The sequence below is a fragment of the Streptomyces sp. NPDC021115 genome, assembly GCF_044333065.1.
Lineage (GTDB): Bacteria > Actinomycetota > Actinomycetes > Streptomycetales > Streptomycetaceae > Streptomyces.
In genome coordinates, this window is sequence record NZ_JBIRQF010000040.1 from 1 (window position 1) to 15,845 (window position 15,845).

At 72.0% G+C, this 15,845-nt stretch carries 4 protein-coding genes; all 4 read left to right on the forward strand.

All coding sequences use genetic code 11. The features are described from left to right. Positions 1-2,476: SDR family NAD(P)-dependent oxidoreductase (locus tag ACH4TL_RS45565; protein WP_398331843.1), on the forward strand; the 2,476-nt coding region annotated here is incomplete at its 5' end. A 47-nt stretch (positions 2,477-2,523) separates the two neighbouring features. After that, positions 2,524-9,120, forward strand: a complete 6,597-nt coding sequence (locus ACH4TL_RS45570) for an SDR family NAD(P)-dependent oxidoreductase (RefSeq protein ID WP_398331840.1) — start codon at positions 2,524-2,526, stop codon at positions 9,118-9,120. A 54-nt stretch (positions 9,121-9,174) separates the two neighbouring features. After that, on the forward strand, positions 9,175-14,913 hold the full coding sequence (locus tag ACH4TL_RS45575; protein WP_398331837.1) for an SDR family NAD(P)-dependent oxidoreductase: 5,739 nt from the start codon (positions 9,175-9,177) through the stop codon (positions 14,911-14,913). Continuing rightward, positions 14,906-15,832, forward strand: a complete 927-nt coding sequence (locus tag ACH4TL_RS45580; protein ID WP_398331834.1) for a nuclear transport factor 2 family protein — start codon at positions 14,906-14,908, stop codon at positions 15,830-15,832. The genes ACH4TL_RS45575 and ACH4TL_RS45580 overlap by 8 nt, the downstream gene beginning before the upstream one ends. Positions 15,833-15,845 lie beyond the last annotated feature (13 nt).

Below are 15,845 nucleotides of genomic sequence, written 5' to 3' on the forward strand. Positions count from 1 at the left end.
CACCGCACCCGAGACCAGCGTCTTCCTGGAACTGGGCCCCGACCCCGTCCTGGCCACCGCAACACACCACACCCTCCACCACGACACCGCAGACAACGAACGCTTCAACCCCTTGGTGGCGGCGACTCTAAACCGTAAACAACCCGACGCCCGCGCCCTCGCCAACACCCTCGCACGGCTCCACACCACCGGAACCGACATCGACTGGACACCCTGGTTCCCCGCCAGCCCAGCCCCACGCACCCTCGAACTACCCACCTACGCCTTCCAACACCAACGCTTCTGGCTCGCCCCGCCCGCCCGGCGTACCAACGAACACAGCGCGCAGCAGGACCCGGTCGAGGCACAGCTGTGGGGCGCCATCGAGGCGCAGGACGTGGATGCCCTCACCAGCACACTCCAGCTGGAGAAGAACGACCCCGGCATCGACGCGCTGCTCCCTGCCCTCCCCCTCCTCTCGGCCTGGCGGCGACGGCACCGGGAGCACGCCACCATCGGCTCGTGGCGCTACCGGATCGCCTGGGACCCGCTGCCCGACGCGGTCGCCACACCTGTGCTCAGCGGCACTTGGCTGCTCCTTGTCCCCTCCGGCCTGACCGAGCACCCGGTCGTCCTGGCCGCCGCCGAGGCGCTCGATGCCCACGGTGCGGCGCGCGAGACGCTCACCATCGACACCACCACTGCTCATCGCGAAGCCTTCACCCAGCAGCTCGCCGATCCTTCCGGGGGACGGACCACACCCGTCGGTGTGCTGAGCCTCCTCGCCCTCGAGGAGACCCACCACCCGGATCACCCGGCCGTTCCCGCGGGACTGGCCGCTACCACGGCCCTCGTCCAGGCCCTCGACGAACTCGCGCTGCCCGCACCCCTGTGGTGCCTGACCCAGGGCGCCGTGGCGGCCACGCCCTCCGATGCGCTTCCCCATCCGCACCAGGCGCAGATCTGGGGTTTCGGCCGGGTTGCCGCGCTGGAACACCCCCGGCTCTGGGGCGGTGTGATCGATCTGCCCGACACCCTCGATGCCCGCACGCCCGGCCGCCTCGCGGCGCTTCTCGGGTCCGGCCAGCCCGAGGATCAGGTGGCGATCCGTTCGACCGTCCTCGGCCGCCGCCTTGAGCGCGCGCCCGCCACCGATGCCCTGGCGGTCCCCTGGCAGCCGACCGGTACGACGCTCATCACCGGCGGCACCGGCGGACTCGGCGCCCACCTCGCCCGCTGGCTCGCCCGCAACGGCGCACCACACCTCCACCTCACCAGCCGCACCGGCCCCAACGCACCAGGCGCCCACCAACTGACCCAAGAACTCACCGACCTCGGCACCACCGTCACCATCACCGCCTGCGACGTCTCCGACCGCACCGCACTCCACCACCTCATCGAAACCATTCCCACCGAATACCCCCTCACCGCCGTCATCCACGCCGCCGGAATCGCGGAGAACGCCTCGCTCGCGGAGAGCGACCTCCCACACATCGACGCCATCCTTCAGCCCAAGGCGCTCGCCGCCACCCACCTCCATGAGCTGACCAAGGACCGCGATCTCAGCGCCTTCGTTCTCTTCTCCTCCGGCGCCGCCTCCTGGGGCGGCAGCCGGCAGGCCGCCTACGCCGCCGCCAACACCTACCTCGACGCCCTCGCCGAACACCGACGCGCCCAAGGACTCCCCGCCACCAGCATCGCGTGGGCGCCCTGGAACGACGCGGGCATGGCCGCCGACGAGGCCGTCATCGACTACTACAACCGGCGCGGCATGAATCCGCTCGACCCGGATCTCGCCATCGCCTCCCTTCAGCACTCCCTCGACCACAACGACACGACCGTCACCGTCGCGGACATCGACTGGCAGAAATTCCCTGCCAGCTTTACGACGCAACGGCCGAGTCCGCTCCTCGCCCGATTCATGCCCACCCCGTCGTCGTCCGACGGCGACGCCCCGGATGCGACGGCTGCCATCACCTCGCTCCAGAAGCAATTGGCGAACTGCTCACCAGCCCAGCAACATCAGCTCCTTGTCCATCACCTCCAGACGCACGCGGCCGCGATCCTCGGCCATTCCAGTACGGACGCCGTTCCTCCCACCCAGCCATTCCAGGAGCTGGGGTTCGACTCCCTCACCGCGGTCGAATTCGGGCACCGGCTCACCGCCACCACCGGTATCGATCTGCCGCCCACGCTCATATTCGATCACCCCACCTCTCACCAGCTGGCGGAATTTCTGCGCGAGCGACTCGTCGACACGGGGGTGAGCTCCGAGGGACGGCTGCTCTCGGACCTCGACACCTGGGACTCGGTGTCGGAGCCGTCCGCGGTGGACGAGGCGGCCCGTCGCCGCATCACGGGCCGACTGCAACTGCTGCTGGCCAAGTGGAGCGACACGGGACACGAAGCGGACCGTTCCACGGCTCACAGCGAGCTGGAGACAGCAACAGCGGAAGACATTTTCGACCTCATTTCCGATGAGTTCGGAAAATCATGAGCCCGATGACCTCCACCCTCCGCGCCGCGCCAAGGAGCTTGCGCTAGATGTCCAACGAAGAGAAGCTTCTCGACCACCTCAAGTGGGTCACGGCCGAATTGCGCCAGACCCGCCAGCGTCTGCGCGAGATCGATTCCGCCGAGCCGGAGCCGGTCGCCATCGTGGGAATGGCGTGCCGCTATCCGGGCGGAGTGCGGTCGCCCGAGGACCTTTGGCAGTTGGTGGCGCAGGGCGACGACGCCATTTCCGCGTTTCCGACCGACCGCGGCTGGAGTCTCGACCAACTCTTCGATCCGGACCCCGAGCACTACGGCACGTCCTATGTGGACCAGGGCGGATTCTGTTACGACGCCACCGCATTCGACGCGGCGTTCTTCGACATCAGCCCACGTGAGGCGCTGGCCATGGACCCGCAGCAGCGGCTGCTCCTGGAAACGGCGTGGGAGGCGTTCGAACGGGCGGGATTCCGTCGTGACACCCTGAGCGGCAGCAACACCGGTGTGTTCGCCGGAATCGGTTCCCACGACTATCTGTCGGTCATCGGGAACATCACCAGCGAGGTGGAGGGCTACGTCGGGGCTGGAAACCTCGGCAGTGTGGTGTCAGGGCGGGTGGCCTATTCGCTGGGCCTCGAAGGGCCCGCGGTGACGGTCGACACGGCGTGTTCGTCGTCGCTGGTGGCCATCCATCTGGCCTGCCAGGCGCTACGCCACAGCGAATGCGATCTGGCACTGGCAGGTGGCGTGGCCGTGATGGCTACTCCGGGAGCGTTCATCGAGTTCTCCCGGCAGCGCGGCATGGCCCCCGACGGCCGGTGCAAGCCCTTCGCCTCCGCGGCCGACGGCACCGGATGGGGAGAGGGCGCCGGGCTCGTCGTACTGGAGCGCCTTGGTGAGGCGCGGCGCCGCAACCACCGGGTGCTGGCGGTGATCCGTGGTTCGGCGGTCAACCAGGACGGGGCGAGCAACGGACTGACCGCGCCGAACGGGCCGTCCCAGCAGCGCGTCATCCGACAGGCGCTCGCCAACGCCCATCTGTCCGCCGCCGAGGTGGACGCGGTGGAGGGCCATGGCACCGGGACGACGCTCGGCGATCCGATCGAGGCCCAGGCGCTGCTGGCCACGTACGGGCAGGGAAGGGCGGAGGACCGGCCGCTGTGGCTGGGCTCCATCAAGTCGAACCTGGGCCACACCCAGGCCGCCGCGGGTGCGGCCAGTGTCATCAAGATGGTGATGGCGCTGCGCCACGAGCGGCTGCCCGCCTCGCTGCACATCGACACACCGACCCCGCACGCGGACTGGGCCTCGGGGGGCGTACGGCTGCTCACCGAGCCGGTCCGGTGGGCCCGGGAAGAACGGCCGCGCAGGGCCGGGGTGTCCGCGTTCGGCATCTCGGGGACGAACGCCCATCTCATCCTGGAGCAGGCCCCTGAGGAGGCGGAAGACACCGCAACGCGGCCGGAGCCCGACGCCAGCGGTGTGGTGCCCTGGGTGGTGTCGGCGCGAAGCGCTACGGCCTTACGAGGCCAGGCGCAGGCGCTGGCCGAGCGAGTGGCCGCCGATGCGGACGTAACGGCCGCCGAGGTGGGCTGGTCGCTGATCCGTACCCGCTCGGTGTTCGACCACCGAGCGGTCGTCGTGGGCAAGGACCGCGACGAGCTGACGGCTGGTCTCATGGCCCTGGCCGCCAGGGAGTCGCACCCGGCAGTGGTGGAGCCCGCCGGTGTGACGTCCGCCCAGTCCACCGCTGCCTCGGGAGCGGGCCCGGTGCTGGTGTTCCCGGGGCAGGGTTCGCAGTGGGCCGGGATGGGCGCCGCACTGCTGGATGAGTCACCGGTCTTCGCTGCCCGAGTCGCCGAGTGCGAACAGGCCCTCTCCTCTTACGTGGACTGGTCGCTCACCGACGTCCTGCGCGGTGCCCGCGACGCCGCCGATCTGGGCCGCGTCGACGTCGTCCAACCCGTCCTCTGGGCCGTCATGGTGTCACTGGCCGCCGTATGGGACCACCACGGCGTGACCCCCGCAGCCGTCGTCGGCCACAGCCAAGGCGAAATCGCCGCAGCCGTGGTGGCGGGCGCGCTGTCCCCGGACGAAGGCGCCAGGATCGTGGCACTACGCAGCCAGGCACTGCGCAAACTCGCGGGCGGCGGCGCCATGGCATCCCTCGCAATGAGCCAGGACCGGGCCGAGGAGTTCCTGACCGGGCTGGGCGAACACGCCGAAGGCGTGGGCCTGGCCGCCGTCAACGGACCCGGGTCCGTCGTCATCTCCGGACCCCCCGATCAAGTCGCCCACACGGTGACCGCATGCCAAGAGGCCGGTAGCCGGGCACGGCTCATCGACGTGGACTACGCCTCACACGGCCCACAGATCGACCAGATCCGCGACGAGCTGACCGACCTCTTGGCCGGTATCGAACCAGCCCAGGCAGAGGCGGCGTTCTACTCCACCGTCACCGGCGGCCGGATGGACACCAGCGGTCTGGACACGGCGTACTGGGTGACGAACCTGCGCGAGCGGGTGCGATTCGCCGACACCGTACGAGCCCTGCTCGACGACGGCCACCGCGTCTTCATCGAAGCCAGCACCCACCCCGTCCTCACCGTCGGCATGCAGGAAACCTTCGAGGAAGCCGCAGTCCAGGCAACCACCATCCCCACCCTGCGCCGCGACCACGGCGGGACGGCGCAAATGATCCACGCCATCGCCCAAGCCTTCACGGCCGGGGCCGAGGTGGACTGGTCCCGCTCGTTCCCCACCGACCCGGCGCCCCGCGTCATCGACCTGCCGACATACGCCTTCCAGCGCGCACGCTACTGGCTCGACCGCCCTAGCGGGCCCAGTGGCGATCCGACCGAACTGGGTCTGATGGCCGCCGGGCATCCGCTGCTCGGTGCTGTCGTGGACGTGGCCGAGGGTGGCACCAATGTGCTGACCGGTCGGTTGTCCCCGCAGACCCACCCCTGGCTGAACGACCACCGGGTACTGGACACCGTGCTGCTGCCCGGGACCGCCTTCGCCGAGCTCGCCCTGCACGCCGCCGCCCGGACCGGTTGTGACCAGGTGTCCGAGCTGACTCTGGCCGCGCCGTTGGTCGTACCGGACGGCGAGGCGGTCGATGTGCAGGTCGTCGTCGGCGCCCCCGGCCACGACGGTGGGCGCTCCCTCACCATCCATTCCCGTCCCGCCGCCGAGAGCGGTGACACGGCGTGGACGCGGCACGCCACCGGTGCCCTCGCCCCCTCACCCGCGCGCAGCCTCGTCGCCCTCGACAGCGCGTGGCCGCCACCGGGGGCGACACCGCTGCCCGTGCAGGACTTCTACGCCCGGCTCGCCGACCACGGCTACGCCTACGGCCCGTCGTTCCAGGGGCTCACCGCGGCATGGCGGCTGGACGACCAGCTCTACGCCGAAGTGGCGCTGCCCGAGGGCGAACGCGCCTCCGCCACCGGATACGGCATCCACCCGGCCCTGCTCGACGCCGCGCTGCACGCCCGCGCTCTCGCCGTCGCACCCGATTCCGAGGAGGCGCAGCAGGTCCTCCTCCCCTTCGCCTGGAGCGGTCTGCGGCTGTGCGCCACCGGTGCCGACGCCCTGCGGGTGCGCATCACGCCCACGGCGGCGGACCGGCTGGCGCTGCACGTCTGCGATCCAGTCGGCACGCCGGTGGCGGCCGTGGACGACCTGGTGTTGCGGCCCGTGCCGCAAGGCGCCCAGCTCGGCCGCGCCCGTTCCGCGAGCCGCAATGCGCTGTTCCAGTTCGCCTGGGCACCGTTGCCCCTGCCCGAGGACGGGTCCGAGGGTGGCCCGGTGCTCCGTACGGCCGTCCTCGGATCCGGCGGCGCGGAAGCGCTGGCCGCCGCCCTGCCCGACGCCATGTGTCATCCCGGGCTCGACGCCCTCCGGGCGGCCATCGCGGAGGGCACTCCGGCACCCGACGTCGTGTTCGCCACCGTCACCACTCCCCCGGACGCCGACCCGGTCGAGCACACGCACCGCGTCGGCACGGCCGTGCTCTCGCTGCTCCAGGGCTTCCTCGCCGCGCCCGAGTTCACCGGCTCCCGGCTGGCCGTCGTCACCCGGCGCGCTGTCGCCACCCACGGCCATGACGACGTCCATGACCTGCCCGCCTCCGCCGCCTGGGGCCTGGTGCGCAGCGCCCAGTCGGAGAACCCCGGCCGTCTGCTGCTGCTCGACCTGGATGAGCAGGCCACTTCGCAGCGCGCAGTGGCGGGCACGGTCGCCTCGGGCGAGCCGCAGATCGCCCTGCGCGGTGGCCAGGCGTACGTAGCCCGGCTCGCCCATGACGACGCCGCCAAGCGGCTCACCCCGCCCGAGGGCCCGGCAGCGTGGCGGCTGGGGCTCACCGGGCACGGCAGCCTGGACCATCTCGCCCTGGTCGACTGCCCGGACAACACACGCCCGCTGGGCCCCGGCGAGGTGCGGGTGGCGCTGCACGCGGGCGGGGTGAACTTCCATGACGTCGTGGTGGCGCTGGGCATGGTGGCGGACCCGCGGCCGCTCGGTGGCGACGGAGCGGGCGTGGTGGTCGAAGTGGGCCCGGACACGGGCCGGTTCGCCGTGGGCGACCGGGTGATGGGCCTGTTCAACGGCACCGGGCCGCTGGTCGTCACCGACGCCCGGCTCATCACCCGGATGCCGGACGGCTGGTCGTACGCGCGGGCGGCCACCATCCCGTCGGCCTTCCTCACCGCGTACTACGGGCTGGCCGATCTCGCGGGGCTGCGCTCGGGGGAGAAGCTGCTGCTGCACGCGGCCACCGGTGGCGTCGGGCTGGCGGCCGTGCAACTGGCCCGGCACTGGGGGGCCGAGGTGTACGCCACCGCGAGCCCCGGCAAGTGGCATGCGCTGCGGGCCCGTGGCTTCGACGACCGCCACATCGCCTCGTCCCGTGCGCTGGACTTCGAGGACCGGGTCCGCGAGGCCGCCGGGTCCGTCGATGTGGTGCTCAACGCACTGGCCGGTGACTTCGTGGACGCGTCGCTGCGGCTGCTGGCCCCCGGCGGTCGCTTCATCGACATGGCCAGGACCGACATCCGTGACCCCGCCGAGGTCGGCGCCGAGCACGCAGGGGTCGTCTACCGGGCGTTCGACCTCGTCAGCGGCGCCGGTCCGGACCGTATCCAGCAGATACTGACCGAGCTGTCGGCGCTGTTCGAGGGCGGAACGCTGCGCCCCCTGCCCACCACGGTGTGGGACATCCGCCGGGCTCCCGAGGCGTTCCGCCACTTCAGCCAGGCCCGCCACATCGGCAAGATCGTCCTGGCGATTCCCCAGCCCCTCGATCCGGAGGGCACCGTCCTGATCACCGGCGGCACCGGCACGCTGGGCGCGGCCACCGCCCGCCATCTGGTGGCCCGCCACGGCGTACGAAGGCTGCTGCTTGCCAGCCGCCGGGGGCTGGACGCGCCGGGGGCAGACGGGCTGGTGGCGGAGCTGGCCGAACGGGGCGCGGAGGTCACCGTCGCCGCGTGTGACACCTCTGACCGGGCGGCCCTCGCCACGCTGCTGGAGTCGATTCCCGAGCGTCATCGGCTCACCGCGGTGGTCCATGCCGCCGGATTGCTGCGCGATGCCACGGTCGAAGCGCTGACGCCCGCCCAGGTCGACGACGTGCTAGGGGCGAAGGCGGACGCGGCGTGGCATCTGCACGAGCTGACCCGGGACCTGGGGCTTTCGGCGTTCGTGCTGTTCTCCGCCGCTGCCGGGCTGCTCGGCGCCGCGGGGCAGGGCAACTACGCGGCCGCCAATGCCTTCCTCGACGCCCTCGCTCAGCACCGCCACGCCCAGGGTCTGCCCGCGACCTCCCTGGCCTGGGGTTACTGGGAGCAGGCCACCGGGATGACCGGGGACATGACCGACGCCGACCGGGCCCGGCTCGCGCGGGCGGGCATCGTGGGGCTGGAGACCGAACAGGGGCTCGCGCTGCTCGACATCGCCCTCGCCAGCGGCATGCCCACCCTGGCGCCCATCCGCCTGGACCTGGCCGCCCTCGCCCGTCAGGCCCGGGACACCGAGCCACCGCCCCTCTTCCGCACCCTCGTACGCGGCGGCACCCCGCAGGTGGCCGCAAAGGCCGCCGAGGTATCCGCCACCGACCCGGCTCAGCCGCTCGCGGCGCTCTCCGCGGAGGACCGGCAGCAGGCGCTCCTCAAGCTGGTGCGCGGCCACACCGCGACGGTGCTGGGCCATGACGCGGCGGATTCGATCCACCCCGCGCAGAACTTCCGCGAGCTGGGCTTCGACTCCCTGACCGCCGTCGAGCTGCGGAACCGGCTCGGCGCCGCCACCGGGCTGCGGCTGCCTGCCACGCTGGTCTTCGACCACCCCACGCCCACCGCCGTCGTCCGGCTCCTGGACGAGCTGCTGGCCCCGGCCGGAACGGCCCGCACCGGCTCGATCCTCGCCGAGCTGGACGCCATCGGCGCGGCGCTGGGCGCGGTGGCCGACGACCCGGAGGAGCGGACGCGCATCGCAGGGCGGCTGCGGGAGCTGCTGCGCAGGGTGGACGGCGATGCCGATGAGGAGCCCGGTGAGGACGATCTGGAGTCGGCCACCGACGAGGAGCTGTTCCAGGTGCTCGACGGCGAGCTGAACGCCCCCTTCGACGACAGTCTCCGCTGACCCTCCCCGCCCTCCGATGAATCCAGACGGCCGTGACGATCGGGTTGATGTGACATGACGGACGACGAGAAGCTCCGCAGCTATCTCAAGCGGGCGACCTCCGATCTGCGCCTGGCCAAACGGCAGTTGCGCGAGGCCGACGAGCGGGCCCGGGAGCCCATCGCCATCATCGGCATGGCCTGCCACTTCCCCGGTGACGTGGCCTCTCCCGAGGACCTGTGGCGGGTGGTGTGCGAGGGGGAGGACGTCATCTCCTCCTTTCCCGAGGACCGCGGCTGGGACCTGGACGGCCTCTACGACCCGGACCCCGAGCGCGCCGGGACGAGCAGTGCCCGGGAGGGCGGCTTCCTGCGCGACGTGGCCGACTTCGACGCCGACTTCTTCGGGATCAGCCCCCGCGAGGCCGCGGCGATGGACCCGCAGCAGCGGCTGCTGCTGGAGACGGCGTGGGAGGCGTTCGAGCGCGCCGGTATCAGGCGCGACGAGCTGAGCGGGAGCGACACCGGCGTGTTCGCGGGAGTGGACTCGTACCACTATCTGTCGCTCATCGGACAGACGACCAGCGACGCGGCGGGCTACGTCGCCACCGGCAACCTCGGCAGTGTGGTGTCGGGGCGGGTGTCGTACTCCTTCGGCCTGGAGGGGCCCGCGGTGACGGTGGACACCGCGTGTTCGTCGTCGCTGGTGGCGACGCATATGGCGGCGCAGGCGCTGCGGCAGGGCGAATGCGCCCTCGCGCTGGCGGGCGGGGTGACGGTGATGGCGACGCCGGGTGGCTTCACCGAGTTCTCCCGTCAGCGCGCGCTGTCGCCGGACGGGCGGTGCAAGGCGTTCGCGGCGGCGGCAGACGGCACCGGCTTCTCCGAGGGTGTCGGACTGGTGCTGCTGGAGCGGTTGTCGGACGCGCGGCGCAATGGCCACCGGGTGTTGGCTGTGATCCGTGGTTCGGCGGTCAACCAGGACGGGGCGAGCAACGGTCTGACCGCGCCGAACGGGCCGTCCCAGCAGCGTGTCATCCGGCAGGCGCTCGCCAACGCCCGGCTGGCGCCGCGCGAGGTGGACGCGGTGGAGGCGCACGGTACCGGTACGACGCTGGGCGACCCGATCGAGGCCCAAGCGCTGCTGGCCACGTACGGACAGGACCGGCCGGACGGGCGACCGCTGTGGCTCGGCTCGGTCAAGTCGAACGTCGGGCACACCCAGGCCGCCGCCGGGGCTGCCAGTGTCATCAAGATGGTGATGGCGTTGCGGCACCAACTGCTGCCCGCCTCGCTGCACATCGACGCACCCACCCCGCATGTGGACTGGAGCGCCGGTGCCGTGCGGCTGCTGACCGAACAGGTCCCCTGGGTGACGGATGAGCGTCCGCGCCGCGCAGGCGTGTCCTCCTTCGGGATCAGTGGCACCAACGCCCATCTGATCCTGGAGGAGGCGCCGAACGCGACGGAGCAGCCCGCCACGCGCCCGGACACCGAGGACATCGGCGCCGTGCCGTGGGTGGTGTCGGGACACAGCGCCGCGGCGTTACGGGGGCAGGCGCGGGCGCTGGCCGAGCGGGTGGCCGCCGATGCGGACGTAACGCCCGCCGAGGTGGGCTGGTCGCTGATCCGGACTCGGTCGGTGTTCGACCACCGCGCGGTCGTCGTCGGCGAGAAGCGCGAAGAGTTGCTGGCGGGGCTGGTGGCGCTGGCCGCCGGTGACGCCCATCCCGGGGTGGTCGATCCGGGCAGCGCGGCGGCCACGGGCGGCACGGGTCCGGTGCTGGTGTTCCCGGGGCAGGGCTCGCAGTGGGCCGGAATGGGCGCCGCACTGCTGGATGAGTCACCGGTCTTCGCCACCCGCGTCGCCGAATGCGAACAGGCCCTGTCCCCGTACGTGGACTGGTCCCTCACCGACGTCCTGCGCGGTGCCCCCGACGCCGCCGACCTGGTCCGCGTCGACGTCGTCCAACCCGTCCTCTGGGCCATCATGGTGTCACTGGCAACCGTATGGGGCCACCACGGCGTAACCCCAGCCGCCGTCGTCGGCCACAGCCAAGGCGAAATCGCCGCAGCCGTGGTGGCGGGCGCACTGTCCCTGGACGACGGCGCCAAGATCGTGGCACTACGCAGCCAGGCACTGCGCAAACTCGCAGGCGGCGGCGCCATGGCATCCCTCGCAATGAGCCAGGACCGGGCCGAGGAATTCCTGACCGGACTGGACGAACACGCCGAAGGCGTGGCCCTGGCCGCCGTCAACGGACCCGGATCCGTCGTCATCTCCGGACCCCCAGATGAGGTCGCCCACACGGTGACCGCATGCCAGGAAGCCGGTAGCCGGGCACGGCTCATCGACGTCGACTACGCCTCACACGGCCCACAGATCGACCAGATCACCGACGAACTGAACGGCCTCCTGGCCGGGGTCACACCGACCCGCTCCGGGGTGGCGTTCTACTCGGCTGTCACCGGTGGCCGGTTGGACACCGCCGAGCTGGATTCCGGCTACTGGGTGACGAATCTGCGCGAGCGCGTGCGGTTCGCCGACGCCGTACGAGCCCTGCTGGACGACGGCCACCGCGTCTTCATCGAAGCCAGCACCCACCCCGTCCTCACCATCGGCATGCAGGAAACCTTCGAGGAAGCCGCAGTCCAGGCAACCACCATCCCCACCCTGCGCCGGGACCATGGCGGGACGGCGCAGCTGGCGCGCTCGGTGGCCCAAGCCTTCACGGCCGGGGCCGAGGTGGACTGGTCCCGCTGGTTCCTCAGCGATCCGGCGCCCCGCGTCATCGACCTGCCGACGTACGCCTTCCAGCGCGAGCGCTACTGGATCGACGGCGAGTCCGGGACCGGTGGCGATCCGGCCGGTCTCGGGCTGGTGTCCGCAGGCCATCCGGTGCTGGGCGCGGCGGTGGAGGTGGCCGACGGCTCGACGCGTCTGCTGACCGGCCGGGTGTCGCCGCGCACCCATCCGTGGCTCGGTGAGCATGTGGTGGCGGGTGCGGTGCTGGCGCCGGGTGCGGTGTTGGTGGAGTGGGCGCTGCGGGCCGCCGACGAGGTGGGGTGCGGTGGTGTGGAGGAGCTGGCGCTCCAGCGGCCGCTGGTGTTGCCCGCGTCGGGCAGTTTGCGGGTGCAGGTGGTGGTGGGCGCCGCGGCGGAGGACGGGCGGCGTGAGGTGGCCGTGTACACGTGCCCGGAGGATGACGGGGGAGGTCCCGCGGAGTGGGTGTGCCATGCGCGGGGTGTGCTGGCCCCGCCAGCCGACGCCCCCGGGCAGGCGGAGGGGCTGGGTGGCGTATGGCCTCCGGCGGGTGCGGAGCCGCTGGACATCGACGGGTTCTACGAGCAGGTGAGGGCGGCCGGCTACGCGTACGGACCGGCCTTCCAGGGCCTGACCGCCGCTTGGCGGCACGGCGCGGACGTCCTCGCGGAGGTGGTCCTGCCCGATGCCGCCGGTGACCGGAGCGGGTTCGGGATCCATCCGGCGCTGCTGGACGCGGCGTTGCATCCGTCGCTGCTCATGGACCGGCCGGAGGGGCAGGAGGACGACGACCGGGTACGGCTGCCGTTCGTGTGGAACGGCGTGTCCCTGTGGGCGTCCGAGGCGACCAGTGTGCGGGTGCGGCTGGCCCGCGACGAGGAGCGGCAGGCGCTGCGGATGGCGGTGGCCGACGCCGTGGGCGCCCCGGTGCTGACGGTGGATTCGCTGGTCACGCGACCGGCCGGTGCCGACGGGTTGCGGGCGGCCGCGGCCGGGCGCGGGGTGGACGGGCTGTTCACGCTGGGCTGGACTCCGCTGCCGGTGCCTGCCACCGGGCCGGAGGAACGGTCTGTGGTGGGGGACGGCGAATGGGTGGTCGTGGGCGAGGATCCACAGGGCCTGGCGGCCTCGGTGGCGATGGCGGAGGGCGCGGACGTCGTGCGCTATCCGGATCTGGAGGCGCTGGTCGCGGCCATTGACGCCGGTGCGCCCGCGCCTTCGGTCGTCCTGACGCCCTGCCACGCGTCCGGGGCCTCCGCCGACGCCCGCGAGGGGCTGCGGGCGGTGGACGGGCTGCTGGGGCTGGTGCAGGGGTGGCTGGGGCGGGCCGCGCTGGCCGATGCCCGGCTGGTGGTGGTCACGCGCGGCGCGGTGGCCATGGCCGACTCCAGCGAGGGTGAGGGCGTCGCGGTGGATCCGGTCGGGGCCGGGGCGTGGGGGCTTATCCGCAGCGCCCAGTCGGAGAACCCCGAACGGTTCGTTCTGCTCGACGTCGACCACGGCACCGGACCCGGTGGCGCCGCGGAGGCGGTCGTCCGCGCGGTGGATCTGCATGAGCCGCAGGTGGCGGTGCGTACGGGACGCGTACTGGTGCCCCGGCTGGGGCGGGCCGGTGTGGGGTGTCCGGCCCCGGCGGACGCCACGGAAGCGTCCGGTGGCGGTGGAGTGCCTGACCCGGACGGCACCGTGCTGATCACCGGCGGCACGGGCACGTTGGGCGGCCTGGTCGCCGAACATCTGGTACGCACCTGGGGTGTCAAGCATCTGCTGCTCGTCAGCCGAAGCGGCCCGCACGCCCCCGGGGTCCCCGAACTGGCCGAGCGGCTTGAGGAGTTGGGCGCTCAGGTGCGGGTCCGCGCCGCCGATGTCACCGATCCGGTCGAGGTGGCGGACCTGGTGGCCGGAGTCGACCCGGCGCATCCACTGACCGGTGTCGTCCACGCCGCCGGTGTGCTGGACGACGCCGTCCTCACCTCCCAGACTCCGGAGCGGCTGGCCCGGGTGTGGGAGCCGAAGGCCACGGCCGCGGCGCATCTGCACACGGCGACGGCGGATCTGCCGCTGGCGCTGTTCGTGATGTTCTCCTCGACGGCGGCCACCCTGGGGTCGTCGGGACAGTCCAACTACGCCGCGTCTAACGCCTTCTGCGACGCCCTGGCCGCCCACCGTCGCGCCCTCGGCCTGCCGGGAGTGTCGGTGTCCTGGGGGCTGTGGGCCGACACCAGTGGCATGACCGGGCACCTGGACGAGGCGGACCGGGCCCGGATGGCCCGTTCGGGCATCGGTGCGATGTCCGGTGAACGGGCGCTGGGACTGCTGGACGCCGCCGTACGGCACGGCGCGCCGCACCTCGTGGCCATCGACCTGGACGTACGGGCGCTGGCCGGGCAGCCCGCGCTCACCCTGCCCGCCCCGCTGCGGGCGCTCACCGGCGGCGGCCCGGCGCGGCGTACCGCCGCCACCGGCCGGGCGCCCACCGACTGGTCCGGCCACCTCGCGGCGCTCCCCCGGGACGAGCAGCACCGGGTGCTGCTCAACCTGGTGCTCACGCACGCCGCGGCCGCGCTCGGCCACTCCGATCCGGGCCGGATTCCGGCCGAACGCGGCTTCCTGGACCTGGGCTTCGACTCGCTGACCGCGATCGAGCTGCGGAACAGGCTGACCGCCGTCACCGGATTGCGGCTGGCTACCACGCTCATCTTCGACCAGCCCAACCCGGCCGCCCTTGCCGCGCATCTGCGCACCGAGCTGGCGCCCGGGGACGTGGATCCGCTCACCCCGGTGCTGGGCGAGCTGGAGCGGCTGGAGGGCACGGTCCTCACCGTCGCCCGGGACGAGGCCGTCTGGGACGCGCTGCGCAAGCGCCTGCGGAGCACGCTGGCGAAGCTGGACACCCTGCATGGCGATGCCGCAGAGGACGCCGAGGTGACCGGCCGCATCCAGGACGCCAGCACCGACGAGATCTTCCAGTTCATCGACCGGGAGCTCGGCCGCGGCGAAGGCAGTCGTGCGGAGAGCGACGGCAAGCACACGGAGGCACACGTTGATTGACGAACGAAGCCGGAAGAAGCTCATTCTCGAGCACAGCCGTCGGCTCAACGCCGCGGATGTGGACGGGCTGCTGGAGCTGTACGCCGACGAGGCCACTTTCGAGGATCCCATCGGCTCGGGCCAGCGGAGCGGACGGGACGCGCTGCGGAAGCATTTCGAGGAGCTGGCCGCCGCGGGTATCGCCGAGGTTCCCGGCGAGCCGGTGGCCGGGCAGGACGGTGTGCATGTGCTGGTGCCCGTCACCGCCACCCTGGGACGCCTCCCCAAGGGACCCGGCTTCGCCGACCGCGGCTGGCAGAGGGTGCCAGAGGCTCCCGAGGACACCCGCCTCACCTGGGATTACGTGCTGATGCTGCGCGTCGGGGCCGGTGGCCTCATTCATGAGCTGCGAAAGTTCTGGGGAAGGTCCGACCTGGCTTCCCGGAGCGGCGGAGCCGCGCAGCAGGCGTCCATGACCGATGAGGCGACCCTCAAGACGATGGCCCTGGAGTACGCCCGGCGCATGAATGCCGGTGATGTGGATGACGTACTCGCGCTGTTCTCGGACGACATCGTCTTCGAGGACCCGGTCGGCGCGCCGCCACTGATCGGAAAGGAGGCGCTCCGCGAGCACATCGCGTGGTCCATCGAATGCCAGGTGCACGAGGCGCCGGGCCGCCCCGTCGCCTCGATGGACGGCCGGTGGGCGGCGGTGCCGACCACGGTCACGGTCTACGCCCCGACGAAGCTGACGTTCAGCATCGTCGGTGTCATCGAGCTGGGTGCTGACGGTCTGGTCCATCACGCCCAGGCGTTCTGGGGCATCACGGACACCAAAGTGGGTGATGGCCCCGAACTCACCGGCGTCGCACACTTCATGGCCGTCACCCAGAACCTCGCTCGGATGGTCCAGGCCAAGGGCAGCCCCAGTCCGATGTAAGTGGTGAAGGGAC